Below are 21,960 nucleotides of genomic sequence, written 5' to 3' on the forward strand. Positions count from 1 at the left end.
CCTCGCAGGTCGCCAGTCAGGAACTGCACTACCGGCTTATCAACGTGCGGCGTCGTGGGTACCGACACCACGCCGATGGTGCAGATAACTCACCACGCTCGACGACCGGCCGGGTAGGGCTCGCCCCCGCCCTTGACGACGAGACCTTCCATGCCCACCGCGGAGTAGGCCTCGAACCACTCGACCGCGGTCGCGTGGTCGTTGGTCACCGGCGAGAGATTCAGCGGCGGGCGCCACCCGGTGGCCAACTGCTCCAGACGCCGACGCCGGTCGTCGAACGCCCAGGGCCGCACGTCCTGCCCGCCGACGGCGAGCACGTCGAACGCGGCGTAGGACGCCGGGCTCGTGCGAGCCAGCGCGGCCGCGCTGCGCGGGCCGCGGCCCATGCGCGTCTGGAGGGCAGCGAAGGCCAGGCGGCCATCGACCCACACGACGAGCTCCCCGTCGAGCACGGTCCCCGGCCGGAGCTGGCGCTCCGCCGCAGCCGCTATCTCGGGGAACGTCGCCGATAGATCCGTGCCGCGCCGCGACCACAGCCGTGCCCCGCTCTGATCACGGGTGATGACCGTCCGGAAGCCGTCCCACTTCGGCTCGAACCGGCTCCCACCAGGCAGAGCTCCCGCCTGGGGTATCCGCTCGATCGCCCGAGCGAGCGCCACCTCCACTGGGCCCCCGAGCCCGGACGGCAGGCCCATCGGTCAGCCCGGATTCCCGGGAGAGCGGAGGCCACGCTGCACGTGCCCCAGCCCGCCCCCGCGAGAGATGTCGCCGTCGTCGGCCATCCTGGCCCCCCGTTCCAGTTCAACCGTCACCCAGCCGGACTCGGGGCGCATCAGGAGCTGTGAAAGCCCATATGGGTTCGTTGATACTCGAAGGCCAAGTAGCGTTATCGTGTCGAAATTTAATGGTATAATGGACGTGCTATAAATGCATTCATTTATCACCCATAGGAGAATTATGAGAGAAAAGAAAGAAGCGGAACGGCAGACCATCGGTGATGCCGTGATGGACCGGCTGCACGCCGAGCCGCGCAGCGACGACCCCGAGATCATCGCCATCGGCGAGATGCCCCGCAGCGAGGTCGAGACCATCCTGCGCGACATCGACCACCCCCTGCACGCGGCCGCCGTCGAGCACCGCCGGCTCCTGAACCTGGCACTGCGCCCGATGGTCGAGCGGGTGTCCCAGGCGTTGGAGGGCTTCATGAGGTTGCCGGCGGCCGCGGACATGAAGCGGTCCATGGGGATCATCCAGAAGTACGCCGCCGGGGTGGTGCGGGCGAACGTCTACACGGTGCTGTCTGATGTCGAGGCGGCCGGGCGCGAGCTCGCGCCTGGCCTCGACGCGCTTGGCCAGCGCCTCGCCGCGGACCTGGCGCGGTCCACAAGCCTCGCGCAGCGCAATGCTGCGCTGACGAAAAAGTTGGCCGCGATGGTGCCGCCGCCGGCTATCCCGACCGCGCAGATCGGGGGCCCAGTGCGCGGTCCCCTCGGCCTCACCCGGTCTGCCCCCGGCTCGCTCGCAGGACTTGACGGCCTGGTTGCCCAGGCGCCCCGCGGCCCGGACGCCGCCGCCCGCCCGGCGGCGGCGAACCGGAACATGCCTGCCGTCGGGGCGGCTACCGCCGCCGGCCAGGCGGAGATGAACCGGCACCTGGCCGCGATCAGGGCGGACCTTGGCAAGCAGCGCGCCGACGGGTCCCGAAGCAGGGCATCCGAGGTCAGGATGGAAATCGCCACGTGGGCGGCTCTTCTCGTGGTGCTGGTGGACATGTTGATCGGATTCCGCGCGCCGGCCGAGGTGGAGCAGAGCATCAACGTCTTCGTCGTCGAATGGCAGTCTCCCGACTACCCGGCGAACCAGGCGGCGCCGACGGATGACCTGTCGTCGCCCCCGGCCGGATGTCTAGAAGGCTCGCCCCTTCCTGCGTCATCGAAGGCGCCGGAGTGCGTGCCCCGCTCATGGTGTGCTCACTAGCGCACCGACCGGGCTGCTCAAGCCGGGACGTGACGGCTAGTTTTCAGGGCTGACACGTCGCCATCACACCCGCCCCTGTTATTCGGGTGTCGCCTTTGTGGAGCACGAGCTCGGCCAACTTTCTTTCCCTCACGGGCCCGCTGTTGACGGACAGGAAGACGCGTTGCCAGGCCGGGGCGAGCAGCGGCCGGCACCCTGGCCGACTATCCACCCGTGGGGCGGCGCGGACGGACGGCTTGGTGCCGAGATGGGATCTGAGGTCTACACCAAGCCCCACGCAGGCGGCGGCAGCAGGTACACCTCATCGACATGCGTCGCTGAGCAGGCCTCCTGCGCGCGACACGCGGAAAGTCGGCGACACGCCGCGAATTCGCACTGTTTCGCGGCGCCGCGGTCCCCGCGTCTACCAGGCGATTCACCGCTACCACCCCGGGAAATCAGCGGCATCACCGCGGGGTAGGTACTGCCGCTCCAGGGTGACCTCCGGGAGCGTGGGGGGTGCGGGGCCCACCCGGTCTCGCCCCGAGCCTGGCCGACCATCCGCAGTCAAATAGACGACTAGGGGTGTGAGTGTCGGTGATGGGGGTTACGGTGGCCACGCAGAACCCGAGCGCGCCAGCGCCCGGGACGAAACCGAACCAGGGAAGGAGGTAGAGGCCCTTGGCCCAAATCTGCCCGAAGTGCCAGCAGGTCATCCAGAAGACGAACGGCACGAGACATCAGCGATGGTTGCAACCCATCCTGATGCTCGCGCCGCTGGTCAGGGAACTGGTCCTGCTGATTCGTGACTTGTGGTGAGTCATCCTGTGGCCTTAGAGCCACTTACCGGGGCGTCCTGCGTTGCACCGCGGGGCGCCCCACCCTCTGGACGGTAGGTCCAGGAGGTGTGCCGGCGCAACCTCGCGGACGCCGGGCCCTACCCGACGGCGAGACACCGGCCCCAGGCAGCGACGCCGTCCCGGAAGATCTACTACGAGCACCTGCCGGCGAGGCGGCGATCACGGTCGTCGACGTGAACGAGCTCGCGATCTACCTCTCGCTGGGCCAGGACCTGACCGTCTACGACGAGTGGCTCACCGAGGCCGGCAACGACCTCGCCAAGGAGCTCGGCGACGGCCAGGACCAGGCGGACGTCGCGTAGCCCCATGCGCAGGGGGTGGTGACCTCATCGTGGCCGGTTCGCCGTGTCACGGGGATCACCACCCCTTTGTCGTGCCCGATGTCAGTGGCGGCGCGCATCATGGGCTCAGCGAGATCCCCAGAAAGGGCACCAGCAATGAACACCAAAGTCGTGGTCACGATCGACACCCAGGCCGCCGTCCGCGGCGAAGAGGACTCCCAGAAGCGCGAGCTGACGGTCGAGGCCCCGACCTACGAGCAGGGGCGCGACGAACTGATCGAACAGATCCCCGAAGGCTGGGAGATCGTCGGCGGATTCGGAGTGCCCAACCGGGCTGACACCTACCAGCCTCGGCGGCCGTGACCTTGTAGGCCTCGCTTCTCGACCTGCGCCGGGCGGATACCCCAGTGTTCGCGCATACACTAGAACGCATGTTCGATTCTGCGGTGGCCCCGACGGCGTTGGAGCGGGCGCGTGCCGCGCTCCAGTCGGCAGAGCGCCGCGTCGGAGTCGAGCACCGCGACCAGGTCGTCACGCTCGCCCCGGCGGAGCCTGCCCCGGTGACCGAGCTGCTACCCGACGGCGACCTGCCCGTCGGCGCAGCAGTCACCATCCAGGCCTCGGCAAGTCTGATGGCCTGGCTGCTGGGCGCTACCCAGCGCGACCGGTGGATGGCCCTGGTCGGCTGGCCCGAGCTCAGCCCACTCGCTCTGACCGAAGCCGGCGTCGACCTGGAACGCGTTGTCGTCGTGCCCGACGTCGGCGGCCATGCGGCCGCGGTCCTCGCCGCACTCCTGGGCGGTGTCGAGATCGTCGTGGTGGGCCCGCGGGCTGCGACGACGGCGAGCGAGCGGCGCCGGCTCCTGGCCCGGGCCCGCCAGCACGCGGCCACGATCCTGTCGCCCGCTTCCTGGGAGGGTGCGGCGCTGGTACTCGAAGTCGAGCAGGCCAGGTGGAGCGGCCCCCACCGCGGGGACTTCTGGCTGCGCGAGGCTCATCTGTCCGTGACGCGCCACTCGCGTGCCGACGGCGCCGGCTCCCGCTTCGACGTCGCCCGGCACGGCACCACCGCACCAACCGCGCTCGCCACACGTCCGCGTGCCGCGGCCCGCCGCCGAGCGGGCTGACGCCGTCGTGTACGACCTCGAGGGCCTGATCAACAACTGGCCTGCGTCGCAGGTTGGCGGCGTGCCCGTGCGGCCGTCCTACTCCTGGGACCCGGTGGCAGTCCTGGCGCGGCTGTGCTGGCCCGACCGCGCCATCTGGGTCCCCGCGCATGCCAACCGATGGAACAAGAACTTCGTACTGGTCTACGTCACGCCGAACGAGAACGACCGCCGGACCGAAGAAGGCGTATGGCTGCACTGGACCGACGTCGCCCGCGCAGTGCCCGCCGAGCCTTCCCGCGGGCCAAGACCTCCCGACGACCCCAGCTCGCGGGTTCGCACCGATCGGAGCGAGGCGCCCCCTCACGGCGCCGCCCTACGATTTGCGCATGATGCACGACGGCGTGACGCCGCCCGCCGAACCAGCTGATCCACTCTGGTACCTCATCCTGGACCTATTGGGCACCTGGATCGGCGCCCTCGGGTCGGCTGCCGCGGCGATCGCCGCCGTGTGGCTCGGCCTGCACGCGATCCGCAGCCAGCAAGCGCAGGAGCGTCGCCAAGCCAGAGCGCAGGCCGAGCTGGTCATCGTCGCACGGCACTGGGACCCCGACAGTGAACGCATCAACGTGCAGGTCAGGAACGACTCGACGCGGGCCATCACACGAATCCAGGTGGTGACAGAAGACGCGACTTACGACGAGACCGGGGGCAGTTGGGCTCGACACGGGCTCCTCGAACCGGCATCGACCGCAGGTTTCGAGTTCCACAGCACGACCGCTGACGCGGACGGCCTGGCAGCTGTGGAGTTCGACGACGCAACGAATCAGTCGTGGGTGCGCACAAGCGACGGCCAACTGTCCAACGTCGACCGGCGGCATCTCGAGTACGTCCTGCGACCCCTCACACAGGATGCGTTCACCGTGAGCGACATCATGGTCAGTCGACACCCGGGCTCGTCCTCGTACACGCTGATGCCTCGGCATTCACGCCGGCAGTACAGGACAGAACGCTCACGGATGTTCCGAGAGAAGCTGCAGAAGATCGTCGACGAGCAGGCGCGCGAGCAGCCGTCTGACCCATTGATCTAGCGACGGGTGCGACCGCGAGCCGCTGTGACGTTGTTGCTTTGGCGAGGCGCTGAGCTCCTGGCGCCAGTTGGTGGGGCCGGTCCGGCAGTCGCGCAGGTGGTGCCGGATTGGGACGCGGTGGCACAACTCGTTCGCGGTGCCGCCCGGCGGTGCCTGGTGCGTCTCGGCCGGGACCCTAGCGGTACGCATCGGTGACGCGCTGCGGCCACCGGTCACCGGCGGGTCCCGCTCGAAGCTCCAGGACAACCCGTCGGTGTCCCTTGGGGGACGCGTGGATGCACCCCCTAGTTCCGATCATTGAGCGGACGTCGGCGGCCCACCGGGTGGAACTTCCCACGGGCAGACCTCAGGCGAGTTGTGCCCGCAACTCGTCGAGCTGCCTCTCCGCCAGCGCCAGCGCAATCTCGGACTGGCTCAGCGCGTGCTCACCTTCGCGGACGCGCTCGTGGAGTACCTGCACCTGGGGTGTGTCTTCTTCCTGGACCGCCAACTCACCGAGGTCGCTGATCTCAGCACGCACAGCCTGCAGTTGCTCGTCGTGGTACGCAACGAGCACTCGAAGACGCCCAACCTCATTCAGCCACCACCGCGACCGCGACGAGTGATCGAGCTGGGTCCTCCCCTCGATCCACGCACGCGCCTCGGCCTGCCCGACATCACCCGGCAACCCTGTGGCGAGCGGTCCCTCAGGGGCTGGCATGTCGATCGGAATGTGCGTCAGGAGGACCGCGGGCGTGGTGCCCAGGGCATACGCGATCGCCACCAGGTCGTCGACGCCGACTGGACGATCTCGGTTCTCCATCTCCGCGATGGCGTCAGCCGACAGGGCATGACCGGCCATCTGGAGCACGTAGGCCAGTTCGTCCCGGGTCAGTTCGCGAATCTGACGGTAGTGGGTGATGGCGTCGGAGACAGCGAGAGAGGTGGGGGTGAGAGACGGCATGATGGGATCGTAGGCGGGTTCGCGCAACACCCTCGAGAAAGTTGCGGATATCGCACTGAGAGTGTTTCGGACTGCGGATCTGCCTCTACGGGGCAGAGGGTTCAGCGAGAGCGTTGGCCCGTGCAGACCTCGGCCTCAGACGTGCGCCAGCGCTTTCGGGGTGATTTCCACGGTCGCCGGGTCGAAGTTCTTCTTCCCGCGAGGATGGGGATGGAGGCGGACTGTACAGAAGAAGTCCACGATCCTCCGCTTGATCATCAGGTCTGCCGCGTCGAAGGCCATGACTGGATCACTGGACCGTAGGACGGGACCGAGATCGCTACCGATCACGAGCTTGTCCCGCTCGGTTTCAAGCGCTGTGATGAACGTCTTCTCACGCTCACGGACCCGCTTGAGATCGAATCCCTCGATGATCTCGTTGTCGTAGTCGTACTGCGCACGGGCGATCTTTCCCTTGTGCAAGTCGATCTGCGCGTCGATTCGCTTCAAGCGAGGCTCGTCGCGAGTCGGAAGTGTGTCCGCCAGGTCAGGTCGCGCGAGCCGCGCCCGAACGACCGTCAGGACCCACGCGTCGACCTGGCTCCGGGAACGCATGAGGCTGTGCGGATAGGGTTCGTCACTGGCGCACCGGTAGCGCTGGGAGTGAGCCTTGACCGTTTCGTCACAGATGCCGCAGAGGTATAGCCCAGAGCCGACATGCTTGCGTGCAGTACTCCCCGTTCGGTTGGTGATCCTCGCCGGCTCGTCGAGACGGCGCTGAACGGCCCACCAAACCTCTTCCGTGACGATCGGGCTCCACTGCCCCATGACAGGCTCGTTGTTCTCGTCTCGGAGGATCTGTGCCGTCCAGGTTCGGCGCTTGTTGGACTCCGTCCTGTCCATCCGGTTGGTGTAGACCGAGTACCCGGCGTAGCGGGGGTTGCGCAGGATCCCCAGCACCGTCGAGGAGGTCCATGGTTTGTTCTCCGGGACCGGCTTCGCGGGTAGCCCGTCAGCCCGTCTGCGCTCGTTCCGCTCGATCATGATGGTGCGCCGGTGCGCGGGTAGGACCGGGATGCTCCTAGGGATGTGCTCGGCGGACTTCCCGGAGAGCCCAGCCGCCAGGGCTGCGATGGACACGCCATCCTTGATCGCGAAGTATGCGTAGAGCTTCCGCACAGCCTCCGCTTCGTGCTCGATGACGTCGCCATTGGTTGCATAGCCAAGGGGACGGGTCCCTTTGGGCGCCCGGCCCTGCTTGGCGCGCTGGATATGGGCCGCTGACTGTCTAGCCGATTTGCGGTCAACCTCGCCACGGGCGACAGCGGCCTTGATTCGGGCGTACATGCGCCCGCCGTCAGTCGTCAGGTCTGCCTCGCCGTTGGCTGTGACCAGATGCAGACCGCGGTCCTCGGCGGCGTCAATCCAGTCCTCCAGTTGGCGCGGCTGGCGGGTCAGCCGGTCGAGGTCCCAGCAGACGATGGCGTCGAACTTGCCGGTGCGGAAGTCTGCGACCATACGGTCATAGTCGGGCCGCTTCTTGGTCTTGTCGGTCGCCGACTTCGACTGGTCGATGTAGACATCGACGACTTCCCACCCACGGTCGCGGGCGATCTTCTCGCAGGCTTCTCTCTGACGATCGATGGCAAGACCGTCCATCTCACGGTCGAGCGAGATGCGGAGATAGAGCACTGCGCGGGTGGAAGAGCTGGCCATGCCGCCAGTCTACTTCTTAGAGGTTGCTCCGTGCCGGAACTCGACCACGTCGCCGTCCTGCATGACGTAGTCCTTGCCCTCGATGCGGACCTTGCCCGCCGCCTTCGCCGCCGCGACAGAACCGGTCTCGACGAGGTCCTCGAACGAGATGACCTCGGCCTTGATGAAGCCGCGCTCGAAGTCGGTGTGGATCACGCCGGCGGCCTGGGGGGCGGTCCAGCCCTTGTGGATCGTCCAGGCGCGCGTCTCCTTGGGACCTGCCGTGAGGTAGGTCTGCAGGCCGAGGGTGTGGAAACCGACGTGTGCGAGCTGGTCCAGGCCGGACTCCGCCTGGCCGGACTCGGCGAGCATCTCGGCGGCGTCGTCGGGCTCGAGCTCGACCAGCTCGGACTCAAACTTCGCGTCCAGGAAGATCGCCTCCGCGGGCGCGACCACCTTGCGCAGCGCCTCCTGCGACGCGGTGTCCGCCAGGCCGGCGTCGTCCGTGTTGAAGACGTAGATGAACGGCTTGGCCGTCATGAGCTGCAGGCTCGCGATCTCCGTGAGGTCCAGGCCGGCGTCGGCGGCGCCCTGGTAGAGGGTCACACCCTGGTTCAGGATCTCCTCGGCCTTCTTCGCAGCCGCGTACAGCACGGGGTCGCCGCGCTTGATCTTGACCTCCTTCTCCATCCTCGGCAGTGCCTTCTCGAGGGTCTGGAGGTCGGCCAGGATGAGCTCCGTCGAGATCGTCTCCATGTCGCCGGTAGCGTCCAGGGAGCCGTCGACCCGCACGACATCCGGGTCGTCAAACGCGCGCGTGACCTGGCAGATCGCGTCGGCCTCGCGGATGTTCGCGAGGAACTTGTTGCCCAGGCCCTCCCCCTCGGACGCGCCCTTGACGATGCCTGCGATGTCCACGAACGACACCGTGGCCGGCAGGATCCGCTGGCTCTCGAAGATCTCGGCCAGCTTGGCCAGCCGCTCGTCGGGCAGCGAGACCACACCGACGTTGGGCTCGATCGTTGCGAACGGGTAGTTCGCCGCGAGCACCTGGTTGCGGGTCAGAGCGTTGAAGAGGGTGGACTTGCCGACGTTGGGCAGGCCGACGATGCCGATTGAAAGAGCCACGTCGCGAAATTCTACGTGCCGAGCGCCGATTGCCGTCGCTCCAGCTCGTCGAGATCACGGGCCGCGAACCGGTGGTGCTCCCAGGCCTCGTTGACGATCACCCCCAGGCAGCGCCGCACGGGAAGGCTGCGTGTCTCCGGTTCCCACGGCGGCAGTCGCCGGGCGGGGGCCTCGAACTCCTCCTGGGTGAGGGAGTCGTACTGCGCACGCACCTGGGCCACGCGGTCCGCGAAGGCCGCCTGGACCTCCTCGTACGACGGCGTGGCCGTCACGTCGACGCCGAGCGCGGCCGCCTCGTCGTCGTACTCGGAGAACGGGAGGCCGATCGGGCTGAACGCGCCGTCGAGGCCCTGGATCCCGTGTCGCACCCAGCCGTCGACGGCGAACACCAGGTGTCGCAGCGTCTGGGCGACCGACCATTCGCCGTCGACCTGCTGGTCCGCTGTCCCGGCGGGCATGGTCGCCACCCGGTCGAGCGTGGCCGACCACGTACGCAGCGCGGCCTCGAACGACTCCCGCTGCTCCGCCAACACCTGGGACCGAGCGTGCTCCCTGCCGGGGTTCTGGCGGTTCAGCTCGGCCTCGATCAGCGGCAGCACCTCGACTCCGTTGACCTTGAGCCCGCGGATCATGCCGTCGATGTCCGCGCCGGTCAGGTCTACCCCGCGCATCACGGCGCGGGGCAGGTACGACTGCTCGAACGCCGCACCCTCCAGCTCTGCGAAGCGGAAGCGGGCGCCGGTCAGGTCCGCCGCGACGAACTCGGCTTGCCGCAGGTCGTCATCGGTTGTGAATCGAGTCATCACGCCAGGCTAGAACGGGTCACTGACACGACCTCTGACCAGGACCGCTCGGCCACCGGGGAGGACGAGGAGCGCCGGGAAGTTCTACGTGGACCGAGCTTCGCCCGCGTCGATCAGGTCCAGGTCCCGCGTGCCGTACCAGTGGTGGTGCCACTCCTCGGTGAGCACCACCCACACGCACTGCGCCGCGACGAACGGCTCGGACTGGTCCATCCAGGGCGGCGGCTCGGCCGGGCTGCCCGCCTGTTCGGGGGTGACCGTGGCGAGGTAGTCACGCACTTCTCGCACCCGGCCCTTTCGGACCTCCAGCGCGTCCGCGTACGACGGCGCCGCGACCGGGTCGATCCCGATCCCCGGTGCGCTGGCGGCGAACGCGGAGTGCGGCACGCCGCCCGGCCAGAACACGTCGTCGCGCCGGCCCTGGGCACCCCAGCGCAGCCAGCCGTCGGTGCAGAACACCAGGTGGCGCACGGTCTGGGCGAACGACCACTCGTCATCGACCGAGACGTCCACCGTGCCCGGGGGCATCGACGCGACGCGCTCGTACGTGGCCTCCCACATGCGGTCGAACGTCTCCAGTGCCTCGCGGAGCCCGGTCAGCGTGCGGTCCTGGAGCAGAGCGCGCTCCGGGTACCGCTTGTTCAGTTCCGCCTCGACCAGGGGTTCCACCTCGATGCCGTTGATGCGCAGGCCGTAGATGTCGCCGCTGATGTCGGCACCGACCAGCTCCACCCCACGCATCCGCACGCCGTTCAGGCCGACCTCGCGGAACGAGGCACCGCTCATGTCGGCATGCCGGATGTCGGCCCCGCGCAGGTCTTCTCCCTCGATGCGCCTCATGGGACGGACGCTACGCCGACCCTCTGACAGTCGGGCTCCGTCCAGGCCCCGAGCGTCATGGGAACGACTGGACCTGCTGGAGCAGCTCCGGCAGCCGCCGGTCGTACACGCGAGCGCCGAACCGCACCGCCAGGACCAGGATCAGCGCGCCGTACAGGACGCCGACGACGACTGTCGCGATGCCCCACAGCACCCCGCCCAGCAGCAGACCCGCGGCGCCGACCGCGAAGACCGGGACCGACAGCCCCAGGGTGATCATGAACCCGAGCCCCTGCGACACCATCGTGGCCATCGCGGCGCCCTGCGGGGACTTGAGCGGGCTCTCCCCCGGCTTGGCCACCGGGTAGACGAGCCGGGCGGAGACCGCACACGACACCCCGGTGCTGACGAGCATGGCACCGAAGGCCAGCCCCAGCAGGGGCAACGTGAGATGCCAGGAGTCGGCCACCCAGACCGACAGCACGACCGTGACCGCACTGACCACTGGCCCCACCACGAGCATCGGGATCGCCCGGCCCCACCGGTCTGCCCTGCCGTCGATGCCTGCGGCGACGTGCAGGGCGAACGCCGTGTTGTCGTAGGCGATGTCGTTGGAGATGCTGAAGCCGAGGATCCAGGCCACGAACGGCCCGGTCGCCAGCAGCAGGAAGAAGTTCCCGGAGCTCTGGCTGGAGAAGTACATGATGACCGGCAGCAGTGGGACTATCGCGATGGAGCCGGAGTAGCGCGGGTCCCGCAGCCAGTAGGTGGCGGTCCGGGCGGTCACGGCCCAGGTGGGCGAGGACGGCACGCGGCCGAACGCCCCGAGCCCCTTCGCCTTGCCACCGCCGCCGTCGCCCACAGGTGGGCGCACCAGGGCGCGGGCCAGCGCGCGGTCCCAGGCCAGCCAGGCCAGCGCGATGGTGCCGAGCGCGACGGCGAGCCGTCCGGCCAGGCCGGCCCAGTCGCCGTCGTGCACGGTGCTCGCGAGTGACCAGGCCGCGCCGAACGGGGTCCACCCCACGACGCCGGCCGCCTGCTCGAACAACGGGAGGAGCTGCATGCCCGTGCTCGTGCCGTCTCCGGAGCCGACCTCCACCGACACCTCGACGCCGTTCGCGAGCCAGCCGATCAGGGGGCCGATCAGCACGATCAGCACCAACGCCACGATCGTGACGACCTCGCGGTACCGCCGGGACTCCAGCACCGGCGCCAGCAGCGTGGTGATCGCGCGGGAGCCGAGCACGCACGTGGCGACACCGAGCGCCGCGCCCACGAGCGCCACCACGAGCACGCCCGGCTCCAGCACCCAGGCGAAGGAGGTCCCGAGGGCGACCAGCACCGTGGCGATGCCGGGCACCGAGACCAGGCCCGCGACCGCGAGCCCCGTCAGGAGGGTGCGCCGGGGGATCGCGTACGTCGTGAACCGGTGCGGGTCCAGGGTGGCGTCCACGCCGAAGGCGAAGATCGGGATCAGCCACCAGCCGACGACCGTGAGCGCTCCGCCCAGAGTGATCGCCAGGCCGGCCCAGGCCGGGTCCCCGGCGAACGCCAGGGCTCCCACCAGGGTGACCAGCATGCCCACGACGCCCAGCGCGTAGAGGGCCGCGACGATCATGCCGATCGTCTGCCAGACGCTCTTGCGGAACGTGTTGCCCATCAGCGTCAGCTTGAGGGTCAGGAACCGCGCAACCATGAGAGCCCCTCCGAGTGCTGGCGGCCGCCGACGAGGTCGACGAACCGGTCTTCCAGGCTCTGCTCGCCACGCACCTCGTCGACCGTGCCGGCCGCGAGGACCTGCCCTGCCGCCATCACGGCGACGTGGTCGCACATGCGCTGCACCAGGTCCATGACGTGGCTGGAGACGATCACCGTCCCGCCACCCGCCACGTAGTCCTTGAGGATGTCGCGGATGTTGGCCGCGCTCACCGGGTCCACCGCCTCGAACGGTTCGTCCAGGACCAGGGTGCGCGGCGCGTGGATCATGGCGCTGCCCAGCGCGATCTTCTTCGTCATGCCGGCGGAGTAGTCGACGACGAACGTGTCCGCGTCCGCGTTCAGGTCGAACGCGAGCAACAGGTCGTTGGTGCGCTCGACGACCGTCCCCTTGTCCATCCCCCGCAGCATCCCGGCATACGTGAGCAGCTGGCGGCCGGTCAGGCGGTCGAACAGGCGCACGCCGTCGGGCAGCACGCCCAGCGTGGCCTTGGCCTGGTCAGGACGCGCCCAGAGGTCCACACCGTGCACCCAGGCGGTGCCGAAGTCCGGGCGCAGCAGGCCGGTGGCCATCGACAGCATGGTTGTCTTCCCGGCCCCGTTGGGGCCGACCAGGCCGTAGAACGAGCCGGCGGGCACGTCCAGGCTGACGCCGGAGACGGCGATCTTCTGCCCGAACCGCTTCCACAGGCCACGCAGGCTGAGCGCGGCGGAAGGGTCGGACGGGAGCGGCTCCGGGGCGCCTCGAGGTCCTTGCGGGCCGGGGCTGCCCGGCGGGCCCGGGTCGACTGGGGTCGTCATGGCACCCAACGTAGCCGCGACCTCGGACACGGTGGATCCGACGCGAGGATGAGTGCGGGTGATAGAACGTCAATCTTCGGGCGGATCACGGTGCGAGCGCTGACACGGCCGCGATACAGGGGTGATACCGGACGAATCCGAACGCTCGGGGTGTCGCCGTGCCGGAGTGTCAGTAGCTCGTGGCAGCCTGTCGCTCATGGACATCGCCGCAACGATTCTGCTGGCCCTCGGCGCTCTCGTCGTCGGTGCGCTGCTGGGGTGGCTTGGTCATGCACAACGCTCCGCTCCGGCCCTGCGCGAAGCCGACCTGGAGGCCGTGCGCCTGCGCGCCCAGGTGGAGTCTGCCGGGCAGCAGGTGGAGGCCGCACGCGACCGCGCGGACGAGCAGGTCGCCGCGGCGCGGGAACGCGCCGCCGAGCAGATCGCAGCGGTCCGCGCCGAGCAGGAGCACGCGCGGCGCCAGTTCCAGGCGCTCGCCGGCGACGCGCTGGACGCCAACAGCAAGCGTTTCCTCGAGCTCGCGGAGGAGCGGCTCAAGCGTTCGGCCTCGGACGGCGAGCAGGCCCTGGCCAAGCGCGAGCTGGCCGTGAAGTCGCTGGTGGACCCGCTGACCAAGGCCGTGGAGCTGGTGCGCAGCGAGGTGCTCCAGGCGGAGAAGGCCCGCATCGAGGGCCAGGGCGCGCTGGTGGAGCAGATGCGCAACGTCGCCGAGGCGTCGACCGACCTGCGCAACGGCACGGCGGACCTGGTCACGGCGCTGCGCTCGTCGCAGACCCGCGGCGCGTGGGGCGAGCTGCAGCTGCGCAAGGTCGTGGAGTCCGCGGGCATGATCAACCGCGTCGACTTCACCGAGCAGGAGCAGGCCACAACCGAGGACGGCACGGTGCTCCGCCCGGACATGCTCATCAACCTCGCGGGCGGCAAGCGCGTGGTCGTGGACTCCAAGGTCGCGTTCCTCGGCTTCCTGGAGGCCCAGCAGTCCGACGACGCCGCGTACCGCGAGCAGCGCCTCGACGCGCACGTGCGGCACATGCGCAAGCACGTGGACGACCTGGCCGGCAAGAAGTACTGGAACCAGTTCGAGCCCGCGCCGGAGTTCGTGGTCATGTTCGTGCCGGCCGAGGCGTTCCTGTCGGCCGCCCTGGAGCGCGCACCCGAGCTGCTGGAGTACGCGGCGCATAAGAACGTCATCATCGCGACGCCGACCACGATGCTCGCCCTGCTGCGCACCGTCGCGTACGCGTGGCGGCAGGAGGCCCTGGCGGAGAACGCGCAGAAGGTGCTCACGGTCGGCAAGGAGCTGTACGCGCGCCTGGTCACCATGACCGGCCACGTCACCCGGACGGGCCGCGCCCTGGAGTCGGCGACGAAGAGCTACAACCAGATGATCGGCTCGCTGGAGCGCAACGTACTCACCTCGGCCCGCCGGATGGTAGAGCTCGACGTGGTCGACGAGAAGGACAGCATCGAGGAGATCAGGGGCATCGAAGAGGTGCCGCGCCCCATCACCAAGCCCGAGCTGCTGGCCGCCGAGGAGGGCGGCGTCGTCGCTATCGACCGCGCACAGGACACAGACGGGATCCTGGTGCAGGCGCTGGAGGTCACCGAGCTCGCGGCGACCGACAAGCGCGCCCTCGAAGCCCTGGACGACACCGGAGCCGGCGACAAGGGCAGCGCGGCGGCGGGCTGATCACCCGAAGCCGGATGATCGGTAGAACGTCAGGAGGTCGGCAACCCGCGTTGCCGGCCTCCTGACGTTCACGCACCGCCAATGCTCCGGCTCAGGCCTGCGGGAGCTCCTTGCGGGCCTCGCGACGCGGGCGCTTGGGCTCCTCGCCTGCGGCCTTGAGCCCGGCGCGCAGCTCGCGCGGCAGCGAGAACATGAGGTCCTCGGTAGCGGTCCGGACCTCGTCGACGGTGCCGAAGCCGTGGTCGGCGAGGTGCGAGATGACGTCCTGCACCAGGATCTCCGGAACGGACGCGCCCGAGGTCACGCCCACCGTGGTGACGCCCTCGAGCCACTCGTCCTTGATCTCGGTCATGCGGTCCACGCGGTACGAGGCTGCGGCGCCGGACTGGAGCGCCACCTCGACCAGGCGCACCGAGTTGGACGAGTTCGCCGAACCCACCACGATGACCAGCTCGCACTCCGGCGCCAGCTTCTTCACCGCGACCTGGCGGTTCTGCGTGGCGTAGCAGATGTCGTCGCTCGGCGGGTCCTGCAGGGACGGGAACTTGTCACGCAGCCGGCGGACGGTCTCCATGGTCTCGTCCACGGAGAGCGTGGTCTGCGAGATCCACACGACCTTGTCGGGGTCGCGCACCACTACCTGGTCCACCTCGTCGGGCGAGTTGACGATCTGCACGTGCTCGGGCGCCTCGCCCGCCGTGCCCTCGACCTCCTCGTGACCGGTGTGCCCGATCAGCAGGATGTCGTAGTCGTCCTTGGCGAACCGCACGGCCTCCTTGTGCACCTTGGTGACCAGGGGGCAGGTCGCGTCGATGGTGTCGAGGCTCCGCGCCACGGCCGAGGCGCGCACGGCGGGCGACACACCATGGGCGGAGAACACGAGCCGGCTGCCCTCGGGCACCTCGTCGGTCTCGTTGACGAAGATCGCGCCGCGCTCGCGCAGGGTCTCCACCACGTGCTTGTTGTGCACGATCTCCTTGCGGACGTACACCGGTGCGCCGTACGTCTCCAGGGCCTTCTCGACGGCGACCACCGCGCGGTCGACGCCGGCGCAGTAACCGCGCGGGGCAGCCAGCAGGACGCGCTTGGTCTTGGTCTCAGCAGGACGCTCAGGGCTCGTGACACTCACAGGTGCAGTCTAGGGGCGGCGTGCGGAGGGCTTGTGTCGGTGGTGGGTGGCAGGGTTGGACACGTGACGGAACCAACCCTGCGACCAGTCCCGACCGAGCTCCCCCTGAGAGCGCTCGACACCACGGCCACCAGCCCGTGGCCCGTCCGTGTGCTCTCGGAGAAGATCAGGGGCTACATCGACAAGATGCCGCCGGTCTGGGTCGAGGGGCAGGTGGTGCAGTTCAACCAGCGCCCCGGCTCCGGCATGCAGTGGCTGACGCTCCGCGACACCGACGCCGATGCCTCCCTGCCCGTGACGATCTTCTCGCGCGTCCTCGGCACGCTGGCGCAGCCGCCGGCCGAGGGCGACCACGTGGTGGTGCACGCCAAGCCCGTGTTCTGGACCAAGCGCGGCACGCTGCAGATGCAGGCCAACGAGATCAAGGCCGTCGGCGTCGGCGAGCTGCTGGCCCGGATCGAGGCCCTGAAGAAGGTCCTCGCGGCGGAGGGCCTGTTCGACGTCTCCCGCAAGCAGAGCCTCCCCTTCCTGCCCGCCGTCGTGGGGCTGGTGTGCGGGCGCGAGTCCAAGGCGGAGCACGACGTCGTCGTGAACGCCCGCGCCCGCTGGCCCCAGGTGCGGTTCGAGATTCGCGAGGTCGCGGTCCAGGGCGTCAACGCGGTGCGGGAGGTGTCGAACGCGATCGCCGAGCTCGACCAGGACCCCCGGGTCGACGTCATCGTCGTCGCCCGCGGCGGCGGGTCGGTCGAGGACCTGCTGCCGTTCAGCAACGAGTCGCTCGTGCGCGCCGTCGCGCAGACCCGCACTCCCCTGGTCAGCGCGATCGGCCACGAGACCGACGCACCCCTGCTCGACCTCGTCGCCGACTACCGAGCCTCCACGCCCACCGACGCGGCCAAGCGGATCGTGCCCGACGTCTCCGAGGAGCGGCTCCGGCTCACCCAGGCCCGCGGCCGGATGCGGGGCGCCGTCGCGGCCATGCTGGACCGCGAGCAGCGCGGGCTCGACGGCGTCCGCTCGCGGCCCGTCCTCGCGATGCCGCACACGATGCTGGAGTCACGCGAGCGGGACGTCCTCCAGGCGATCCGGCACGGCCGGCACGCCCTGGACGCGCTGCTGCTGCGGGCCAGCGGCGAGATCGGGCGGCTCGGCGCCCAGGTCAGAGCGCTGTCACCGGCCTCGACGCTGGAGCGCGGCTACGCCGTCGTGCAGCGTGCTGACGGCCACGTGGTGCGGCGGCCCGACGACGTAGCGGTCGGCGCGGGCGTGCACGTCCGTCTCGCCGAGGGCACGCTGGACGCAAAGGTCACCGCGACCACTCCCTAGGGCCCAAGAACCGGACGGTGCGAGGGCGTCCGCCCAAATCTCGGCACCCAGGTAGTAGCGGACAGAACCTGTCCGCATCACTTGGAAAGGTAGGTGTCATGACCGAGAACAAAGCACTCACGCCGTTCCGCATCAACATCCCGCAGGCTGACCTCGACGACCTGGTCGACCGGCTCGCGCGCACCCGCCGGCCCCTCCCGGTCCCCGGCCGGGACGACCGCACGGACTTCAGCCGCGGCATCCCGCAGGCGTACCTCACGGAGCTCGCCGAGTACTGGCGCGACGGGTTCGACTGGCGCGCGCAAGAGGCCGCGCTCAACGAGTACGAGCAGCTCACCACAGTGGTCGACGGCCAGACGTTCCACGTCGTGCACGTGCGCTCGGCGAACCCGGAAGCCACCCCGCTCATCCTGAACCACGGCTGGCCGGGTTCGTTCGTCGAGTACCAGCGCCTCATCCCGCTGCTGACCGACGAGTTCCACGTGGTCATCCCGTCGCTGCCCGGGTTCGGGTTCTCGACCCCGCTGTCGGGAACGGGCTGGGAGCTGGCCCGGACGACCGAGGCATACGCGGAGATCATGACGCGGCTCGGCTACGAGCGGTTCGCGGCGCACGGCACCGACATCGGCGCGGGCACCACCGGCCGGCTCGCGGCGCTCTACCCGGAGCGCGTCATCGGCACCCACATCGGGAGCGACGGAAGGTCGCTCGCAATGGTCGGCGACAAGTTCCCCTACCCCGAGGGGCTGTCCGACGACGAGATCGCCCAGATCGACGCGGTCCGCACCAAGGACCAGGCCGAGCGCGGCTACTTCGAGATGCAGAACCACCGTCCCGACACGATCGGCGCGGCCCTGGTGGACTCCCCCGTCGGCCAGCTCGCCTGGATCGCGGAGAAGTTCCAGACCTGGACCAACCCCGCCCGCGCCACCCCGGACGAGTCGGTCGACCGCGACCAGCTGCTCACGAACATCAGCCTGTACTGGTTCGCCCGCAGCGGTGCGTCGAGCGCGCAGTTCTACTACGAGTCCGAGCACTCCGGGCTCGACTGGATCGCTCCCTCGGGGGTGCCCGCAGGCTGGGCCGTGTTCGACACGCACCCGCTCATGCGCCGCGCGATGGACCCGTGGAACGCCGTCAGCCACTGGAGCGAGTTCACCGAGGGCGGTCACTTCCCGGCGATGGAGGAGCCCGAGCTGCTCGCGGGCGACATCCACACCTTCTTCGGCAGCCTCGCCTGACCCGTCCTCACGCCCAGCGGGCCACGAACACCCACTCGAGGCCCGGCCGGTCCGGCGCGTCCAGGACCTCGTGCACCTCGAATCCCGCGTCGGCCAGCGACTCCTCGATCTCGTCCCGCTCACGGAACCGCAGGGTCGAGAGCGAGGTGACCACGTCGCCGTCGGGCAGGACGCCTGGCGGGAAGCGGTAGGACTGCTGGAAGGTGACCAGCGGGAGCGCGACCTCCACGAGGTCGTTCCACATCTCGACCTGCCCGACGCCGGGGATGTCGCGGCGGACCGACCGCTGCTCGCGGGTCCAGCCGAGCCAGGCCTGCCGGTCCGGCACCCGGGTCTCGAACACGAGGCTGCCGCCGGGCCGGAGCGCGTCCCGCACCGCATCGAGCGCCCGTCCCCAGTCCGCGTCGTCCTGGAACACCTGCGCGACGTTGCCGGTCATCGTCGCCAGGTCGACCGTCAGGTCGAGGCCCGCGGCCGCGTCGGCCCCGCCCTCGACCCAGGTGACGGCCTGTGCGCCGGGCTTGGCCCGAGCCACCTCGAGCGAGGCCGCGGCGGGGTCGATGCCGGTCACGCTCAGGCCGCGCGCCGCCAGCCGCAGGGCGAGCACGCCCGTCCCGCAGCCGACGTCGAGCACGCTGCGCGCGCCCAGCCGCTCGGCCAGCCCGGTGTAGAGGTCGAGGTCGCGACGGTCGTCGTCGAAGGCGTCGTAGAGCCGCGCGAGCCGGGGGTCCACGAAGATCGGATCGGGTGTGGTCATGCCAACATGTTCACCCGTCGGAGGATCGAGCCCAAGTCCATTTGGTCGCGTACGGTCTGGAGAAGGATCAGCTGGCCTGGGCCGGACGAGCGCAGGTCGCGCGGCGGCCCGGGCTTCCTCCAGGGCATGCGCGGGACCCCAGGGAGAGCACGATGACTGGCGACGTAGACACCACGCTGGACGACGCGGCGGCGGTCTTCTCGACCGCGCGACGGCGGCTGTTCGGCATCGCGTACCGGATGCTCGGTTCCACCGCCGAGGCTGAGGACGTGGTGCAGGACACGTGGCTGAGATGGCAGGGGACGGACCGGTCAGTGGTCGCCAACCCGCAGGCGTTCCTCACGACGACGGCGACCCGGCTGGCGATCAACGTGCTGCAGAGCGCGCGGTCGCGGCGCGAGACGTATGTCGGGCCATGGCTGCCGGAGCCGGTGGACACCAGTGCGGACCCGACGCTCGGCGCGGAGACGGCCGAGGCCCTGGACGTCGCCGTGCTGGTGCTGCTCGAGCGGCTCACCCCCACCGAGCGCGCCGCGTACGTGCTGCGCGAGGCGTTCGACTACGGGTATCCCGAGATCGCTCAGATCGTGGGGACCTCTCCTGCCGCCACCCGCCAGCTCGTGAGCCGGGCCCGCAAGCATCTCGCCTCGGAGCGACGGAACACGGTGAGCGACTCGGCACGCCGCGACCTGCTCACCGCCTTCCTCGCCGCCGCCCGGGTCGGCGACATCGAGCGGCTGGAGCAGCTGTTCGCCGAGGACATCGTCAGCCGGGTCGACAGCAACGGGGCGGTGAAGCACGTCGCGCGGGTCGCGGTCGTCGGCCGGTACAAGGTGGCGCGGGTCCTGTCCTCGTTCGCGGAGATCTTCTGGGCCGGCGTCACCACGCAGCCGATCGAGGTCAACGGCGAGGAAGCCATCGGCATGCTGCGCGACGGCGAGCTGTTCGGCGTCCTGACCGTCATTGCCTCCGACGAGGGCCTGCACGAGGCCATGTGGCAGATGAACCCCGACAAGCTCGAGCCGCTCCGGCGGGCCCGAGCTGGTCGGGCCGCGCCGGAGGGTTCGGACGGATCGGCTACGCCTGGGCCTTCCGCCACTCCTCGTAGCTGACCTCGCCGAGCTGGGCCTCACCGCGGGGCACGAGCTCCCGGTCGGTGAGCGGTGCGCCGAAGTAGGTGGCGCTCGGGTCGGCGCGGACCTCGCGCGGGTCGTCCTTCGACGCGAGATACGTACGCACGATCTCGTCGAAGCCGAAGATCTCCGGCCCGGCGATGTCGATGCTCGTCCCGAGCGGCGTGCCGACGGCGGTCCTGGCCACGAAGCGGGCGACGTCCGCCGAGGCGATCGGCTGGAAGCGGACCGGCGCGATGTGCACCACTCCGTCGACCTCGGCCGTGTCGGCGATCGAGCCGAGGAACTCGAGGAACTGCGTGGACCGCACTATCGACCAGCCCGAGCCGGAGGCCTTGACCAGGTCCTCCTGCACGATCTTGGCGCGCATGTAACCCGAGTCGACGCCTTCGGCGCCCACGATCGAGAGGATCACGTGGTGCTGCACACCGGCCTTCGCCTCGGCCTCGAGCAGGTTCGTCGTCGAGGTCCGGAAGAAGTTGGTGACGTCCTCCTCGGCGAACGACGGAGAGTTGCTGAGGTCGACCACTACCTGGGCGCCCTCGAGCACCTCCGGCAGCCCCTCGCCCGTCAGGGTGTTCACGCCGGACTGCGGGGAGGCGGCGACCGCCTCGTGCCCGTGCTCCTTCAGGTTGTGCACCACCTGGCTCCCGACGAGGCCGGTTCCGCCGATGACCACGATCTTCATGGTGTGCTCCTTTGTCTCTCACGAAAGTCGCTAGCGACGTTCTCGCGGCGAGCCGAGCGGCTCGTCATGACTTCGACCGGGAGCACCCCCGATGTGTGACAGGCGACACCGGGCACGGGCACGCGGCCCCGCGTGACGCTCTCTCTCACCGAACCGTTACGGTTCGCTGGTGACGACCATCCGACACGTACTCTTCGACGCCGACGGCGTCCTCCAGGAGATCCGCGGCGGCTTCTACACCTCGGCGAGGCCGCTCCTCGGCGAGCGTGCCCGCGAGATCCTGGACCTCGCATCCGAGCGCGAACGGCCGCTCCTCGCGAGCGACGACGACTTTCTGCCGGTCCTCGCCGACGTCCTCCGGCACTACGACGTCGACGTGCAGGCCGCTGACCTGTTCGCGGCCGTCTGGCAGAACATCGCCACCTCGGCGGCCTCGCTGGACCTGGTCCGTGGGCTGCGCGACGCCGGCTACGGCGTGCACCTCGGGACCAACCAGGTCCGGCGTCGCGCCGACTACATGCGGGCCGCGCTGCCCTACGACGAGCTGTTCGACGTCAAGCTCTACTCGTGTGACCTGGGTGTTGCCAAGCCGGAAGCCGCGTTCTTCCAGAAGGCCGCGACGCGAATCGGGGCCGAGCCGGGCGCGATCCTCTTCATCGACGACCACTCCCCCAACGTCGAGAGTGCCCGGGCGACCGGGATGGCCGCCGTCCGCTGGCGCATCGACGAGGGGCACGACGCGCTGCTGGGGCGCCTCGCCGAGTACCGCGTCACACCCGCGTGAGCTGCGCCGCGCCCAAGAGCGGCACCCGGCTCGC

The 21,960-nt window shown here is 69.6% G+C and carries 22 protein-coding genes; 11 read left to right on the forward strand and 11 right to left on the reverse strand.

The genetic code is table 11. The features are described from left to right. Positions 1-89: 89 nt before the first annotated feature. A complete protein-coding gene (locus C8K30_RS05540; RefSeq protein ID WP_108491936.1) occupies positions 90-695 on the reverse strand; it encodes a hypothetical protein in 606 nt (201 codons plus the stop codon). Positions 696-927: 232 nt separating this feature from the next. Between C8K30_RS05540 and C8K30_RS05545 the strand changes: the two genes are divergently transcribed. The 6 genes from C8K30_RS05545 to C8K30_RS05565 all read left to right on the forward strand — a co-directional run bounded on the left by C8K30_RS05545 (position 928) and on the right by C8K30_RS05565 (position 5,294). Next, the gene (locus tag C8K30_RS05545) at positions 928-1,977 is read left to right on the forward strand and encodes a hypothetical protein (protein ID WP_146197363.1); all 1,050 of its coding nucleotides are present in this window, start codon (positions 928-930) and stop codon (positions 1,975-1,977) included. Between the two features lie 886 nt (positions 1,978-2,863). Next, the gene (locus tag C8K30_RS30230) at positions 2,864-3,118 is read left to right on the forward strand and encodes a hypothetical protein (protein ID WP_146197364.1); all 255 of its coding nucleotides are present in this window, start codon (positions 2,864-2,866) and stop codon (positions 3,116-3,118) included. A 135-nt stretch (positions 3,119-3,253) separates the two neighbouring features. Further along, on the forward strand, positions 3,254-3,460 hold the full coding sequence (locus tag C8K30_RS05550; protein ID WP_108491938.1) for a hypothetical protein: 207 nt from the start codon (positions 3,254-3,256) through the stop codon (positions 3,458-3,460). 68 nt (positions 3,461-3,528) lie between these two features. Then, the gene (locus C8K30_RS05555) at positions 3,529-4,224 is read left to right on the forward strand and encodes a hypothetical protein (RefSeq protein WP_108491939.1); all 696 of its coding nucleotides are present in this window, start codon (positions 3,529-3,531) and stop codon (positions 4,222-4,224) included. Next, positions 4,196-4,633, forward strand: a complete 438-nt coding sequence (locus C8K30_RS05560) for a hypothetical protein (RefSeq protein WP_108491940.1) — start codon at positions 4,196-4,198, stop codon at positions 4,631-4,633. The genes C8K30_RS05555 and C8K30_RS05560 overlap by 29 nt, the downstream gene beginning before the upstream one ends. Continuing rightward, positions 4,593-5,294 carry a hypothetical protein gene (locus tag C8K30_RS05565; protein ID WP_108491941.1) on the forward strand — a complete coding sequence of 234 codons (702 nt, stop codon included), beginning with the start codon at positions 4,593-4,595 and terminating at the stop codon, positions 5,292-5,294. The genes C8K30_RS05560 and C8K30_RS05565 overlap by 41 nt, the downstream gene beginning before the upstream one ends. Before the next feature lie 346 nt (positions 5,295-5,640). Here C8K30_RS05565 and C8K30_RS05570 read toward each other — a convergent pair whose 3' ends face one another. The 7 genes from C8K30_RS05570 to C8K30_RS05600 all read right to left on the reverse strand — a co-directional run bounded on the left by C8K30_RS05570 (position 5,641) and on the right by C8K30_RS05600 (position 13,178). Beyond that, the gene (locus C8K30_RS05570) at positions 5,641-6,237 is read right to left on the reverse strand and encodes a helix-turn-helix transcriptional regulator (protein WP_108491942.1); all 597 of its coding nucleotides are present in this window, start codon (positions 6,235-6,237) and stop codon (positions 5,641-5,643) included. A gap of 135 nt (positions 6,238-6,372) precedes the next feature. Next, complete coding sequence (locus tag C8K30_RS05575; RefSeq protein ID WP_108491943.1) at positions 6,373-7,932, reverse strand: recombinase family protein; 1,560 nt, start codon at positions 7,930-7,932, stop codon at positions 6,373-6,375. 9 nt (positions 7,933-7,941) lie between these two features. Continuing rightward, positions 7,942-9,039 (reverse strand): redox-regulated ATPase YchF, encoded by a 1,098-nt coding sequence (ychF, locus tag C8K30_RS05580; RefSeq protein WP_108491944.1) that lies wholly within the window; start codon positions 9,037-9,039, stop codon positions 7,942-7,944. Between the two features lie 11 nt (positions 9,040-9,050). Next, a complete protein-coding gene (locus tag C8K30_RS05585) occupies positions 9,051-9,842 on the reverse strand; it encodes a DinB family protein (protein ID WP_108491945.1) in 792 nt (263 codons plus the stop codon). Positions 9,843-9,926: 84 nt separating this feature from the next. Further along, complete coding sequence (locus C8K30_RS05590; RefSeq protein WP_108491946.1) at positions 9,927-10,682, reverse strand: DinB family protein; 756 nt, start codon at positions 10,680-10,682, stop codon at positions 9,927-9,929. Between the two features lie 55 nt (positions 10,683-10,737). Next, on the reverse strand, positions 10,738-12,357 hold the full coding sequence (locus C8K30_RS05595) for a hypothetical protein (protein WP_108491947.1): 1,620 nt from the start codon (positions 12,355-12,357) through the stop codon (positions 10,738-10,740). After that, positions 12,339-13,178 carry an ABC transporter ATP-binding protein gene (locus tag C8K30_RS05600; protein WP_108491948.1) on the reverse strand — a complete coding sequence of 280 codons (840 nt, stop codon included), beginning with the start codon at positions 13,176-13,178 and terminating at the stop codon, positions 12,339-12,341. The genes C8K30_RS05595 and C8K30_RS05600 overlap by 19 nt, the downstream gene beginning before the upstream one ends. Positions 13,179-13,374: 196 nt before the next feature. On the opposite strand from C8K30_RS05600, the gene C8K30_RS05605 reads away from it, so the two are divergent. After that, positions 13,375-14,868 carry a DNA recombination protein RmuC gene (locus C8K30_RS05605; RefSeq protein WP_108491949.1) on the forward strand — a complete coding sequence of 498 codons (1,494 nt, stop codon included), beginning with the start codon at positions 13,375-13,377 and terminating at the stop codon, positions 14,866-14,868. 91 nt (positions 14,869-14,959) lie between these two features. Here C8K30_RS05605 and C8K30_RS05610 read toward each other — a convergent pair whose 3' ends face one another. Then, positions 14,960-15,997 carry a 4-hydroxy-3-methylbut-2-enyl diphosphate reductase gene (locus C8K30_RS05610; RefSeq protein WP_108491950.1) on the reverse strand — a complete coding sequence of 346 codons (1,038 nt, stop codon included), beginning with the start codon at positions 15,995-15,997 and terminating at the stop codon, positions 14,960-14,962. 63 nt (positions 15,998-16,060) lie between these two features. Between C8K30_RS05610 and xseA the strand changes: the two genes are divergently transcribed. Beyond that, a complete protein-coding gene (gene xseA / locus C8K30_RS05615; RefSeq protein WP_108491951.1) occupies positions 16,061-17,323 on the forward strand; it encodes an exodeoxyribonuclease VII large subunit in 1,263 nt (420 codons plus the stop codon). Positions 17,324-17,421: 98 nt separating this feature from the next. Next, on the forward strand, positions 17,422-18,564 hold the full coding sequence (locus C8K30_RS05620) for an epoxide hydrolase family protein (RefSeq protein WP_108491952.1): 1,143 nt from the start codon (positions 17,422-17,424) through the stop codon (positions 18,562-18,564). 7 nt (positions 18,565-18,571) lie between these two features. Here the strand turns inward: C8K30_RS05620 and C8K30_RS05625 are convergent, their stop codons facing one another. After that, the gene (locus tag C8K30_RS05625) at positions 18,572-19,321 is read right to left on the reverse strand and encodes a bifunctional 2-polyprenyl-6-hydroxyphenol methylase/3-demethylubiquinol 3-O-methyltransferase UbiG (RefSeq protein ID WP_108491953.1); all 750 of its coding nucleotides are present in this window, start codon (positions 19,319-19,321) and stop codon (positions 18,572-18,574) included. Positions 19,322-19,473: 152 nt separating this feature from the next. Between C8K30_RS05625 and sigJ the strand changes: the two genes are divergently transcribed. Continuing rightward, a complete protein-coding gene (gene sigJ / locus C8K30_RS05630; protein ID WP_108491954.1) occupies positions 19,474-20,433 on the forward strand; it encodes an RNA polymerase sigma factor SigJ in 960 nt (319 codons plus the stop codon). Here the strand turns inward: sigJ and C8K30_RS05635 are convergent. Then, entirely contained in the window at positions 20,399-21,142 is a 744-nt protein-coding gene (locus C8K30_RS05635) for an SDR family oxidoreductase (RefSeq protein ID WP_108491955.1), read from the reverse strand. The genes sigJ and C8K30_RS05635 overlap by 35 nt on opposite strands. Before the next feature lie 169 nt (positions 21,143-21,311). On the opposite strand from C8K30_RS05635, the gene C8K30_RS05640 reads away from it, so the two are divergent. Beyond that, a complete protein-coding gene (locus C8K30_RS05640; protein WP_108491956.1) occupies positions 21,312-21,926 on the forward strand; it encodes an HAD family hydrolase in 615 nt (204 codons plus the stop codon). The last annotated feature ends 34 nt before the right edge of the window (positions 21,927-21,960 follow it).

This window comes from Promicromonospora sp. AC04 (assembly GCF_003058225.1).
Classification (GTDB): domain Bacteria; phylum Actinomycetota; class Actinomycetes; order Actinomycetales; family Cellulomonadaceae; genus Promicromonospora.

Excerpts from the sequence above, each read along its gene's own strand:
- C8K30_RS05540 (WP_108491936.1), bottom strand. The coding sequence starts at position 695 with ATGGGCCTGCCGTCCGGGCTCGGGGGCCCAGTGGAGGTGGCGCTCGCT.
- C8K30_RS05545 (WP_146197363.1), top strand. The coding sequence starts at position 928 with ATGCATTCATTTATCACCCATAGGAGAATTATGAGAGAAAAGAAAGAA.
- C8K30_RS05550 (WP_108491938.1), top strand. The coding sequence starts at position 3,254 with ATGAACACCAAAGTCGTGGTCACGATCGACACCCAGGCCGCCGTCCGC.
- C8K30_RS05555 (WP_108491939.1), top strand. The coding sequence starts at position 3,529 with ATGTTCGATTCTGCGGTGGCCCCGACGGCGTTGGAGCGGGCGCGTGCC.
- C8K30_RS05565 (WP_108491941.1), top strand. The coding sequence starts at position 4,593 with ATGATGCACGACGGCGTGACGCCGCCCGCCGAACCAGCTGATCCACTC.
- C8K30_RS05570 (WP_108491942.1), bottom strand. The coding sequence starts at position 6,237 with ATGCCGTCTCTCACCCCCACCTCTCTCGCTGTCTCCGACGCCATCACC.
- C8K30_RS05575 (WP_108491943.1), bottom strand. The coding sequence starts at position 7,932 with ATGGCCAGCTCTTCCACCCGCGCAGTGCTCTATCTCCGCATCTCGCTC.
- C8K30_RS05585 (WP_108491945.1), bottom strand. The coding sequence starts at position 9,842 with ATGACTCGATTCACAACCGATGACGACCTGCGGCAAGCCGAGTTCGTC.
- C8K30_RS05590 (WP_108491946.1), bottom strand. The coding sequence starts at position 10,682 with ATGAGGCGCATCGAGGGAGAAGACCTGCGCGGGGCCGACATCCGGCAT.
- C8K30_RS05595 (WP_108491947.1), bottom strand. The coding sequence starts at position 12,357 with ATGGTTGCGCGGTTCCTGACCCTCAAGCTGACGCTGATGGGCAACACG.
- C8K30_RS05600 (WP_108491948.1), bottom strand. The coding sequence starts at position 13,178 with ATGACGACCCCAGTCGACCCGGGCCCGCCGGGCAGCCCCGGCCCGCAA.
- C8K30_RS05605 (WP_108491949.1), top strand. The coding sequence starts at position 13,375 with ATGGACATCGCCGCAACGATTCTGCTGGCCCTCGGCGCTCTCGTCGTC.
- C8K30_RS05620 (WP_108491952.1), top strand. The coding sequence starts at position 17,422 with ATGACCGAGAACAAAGCACTCACGCCGTTCCGCATCAACATCCCGCAG.
- C8K30_RS05625 (WP_108491953.1), bottom strand. The coding sequence starts at position 19,321 with ATGACCACACCCGATCCGATCTTCGTGGACCCCCGGCTCGCGCGGCTC.
- sigJ (WP_108491954.1), top strand. The coding sequence starts at position 19,474 with ATGACTGGCGACGTAGACACCACGCTGGACGACGCGGCGGCGGTCTTC.
- C8K30_RS05635 (WP_108491955.1), bottom strand. The coding sequence starts at position 21,142 with ATGAAGATCGTGGTCATCGGCGGAACCGGCCTCGTCGGGAGCCAGGTG.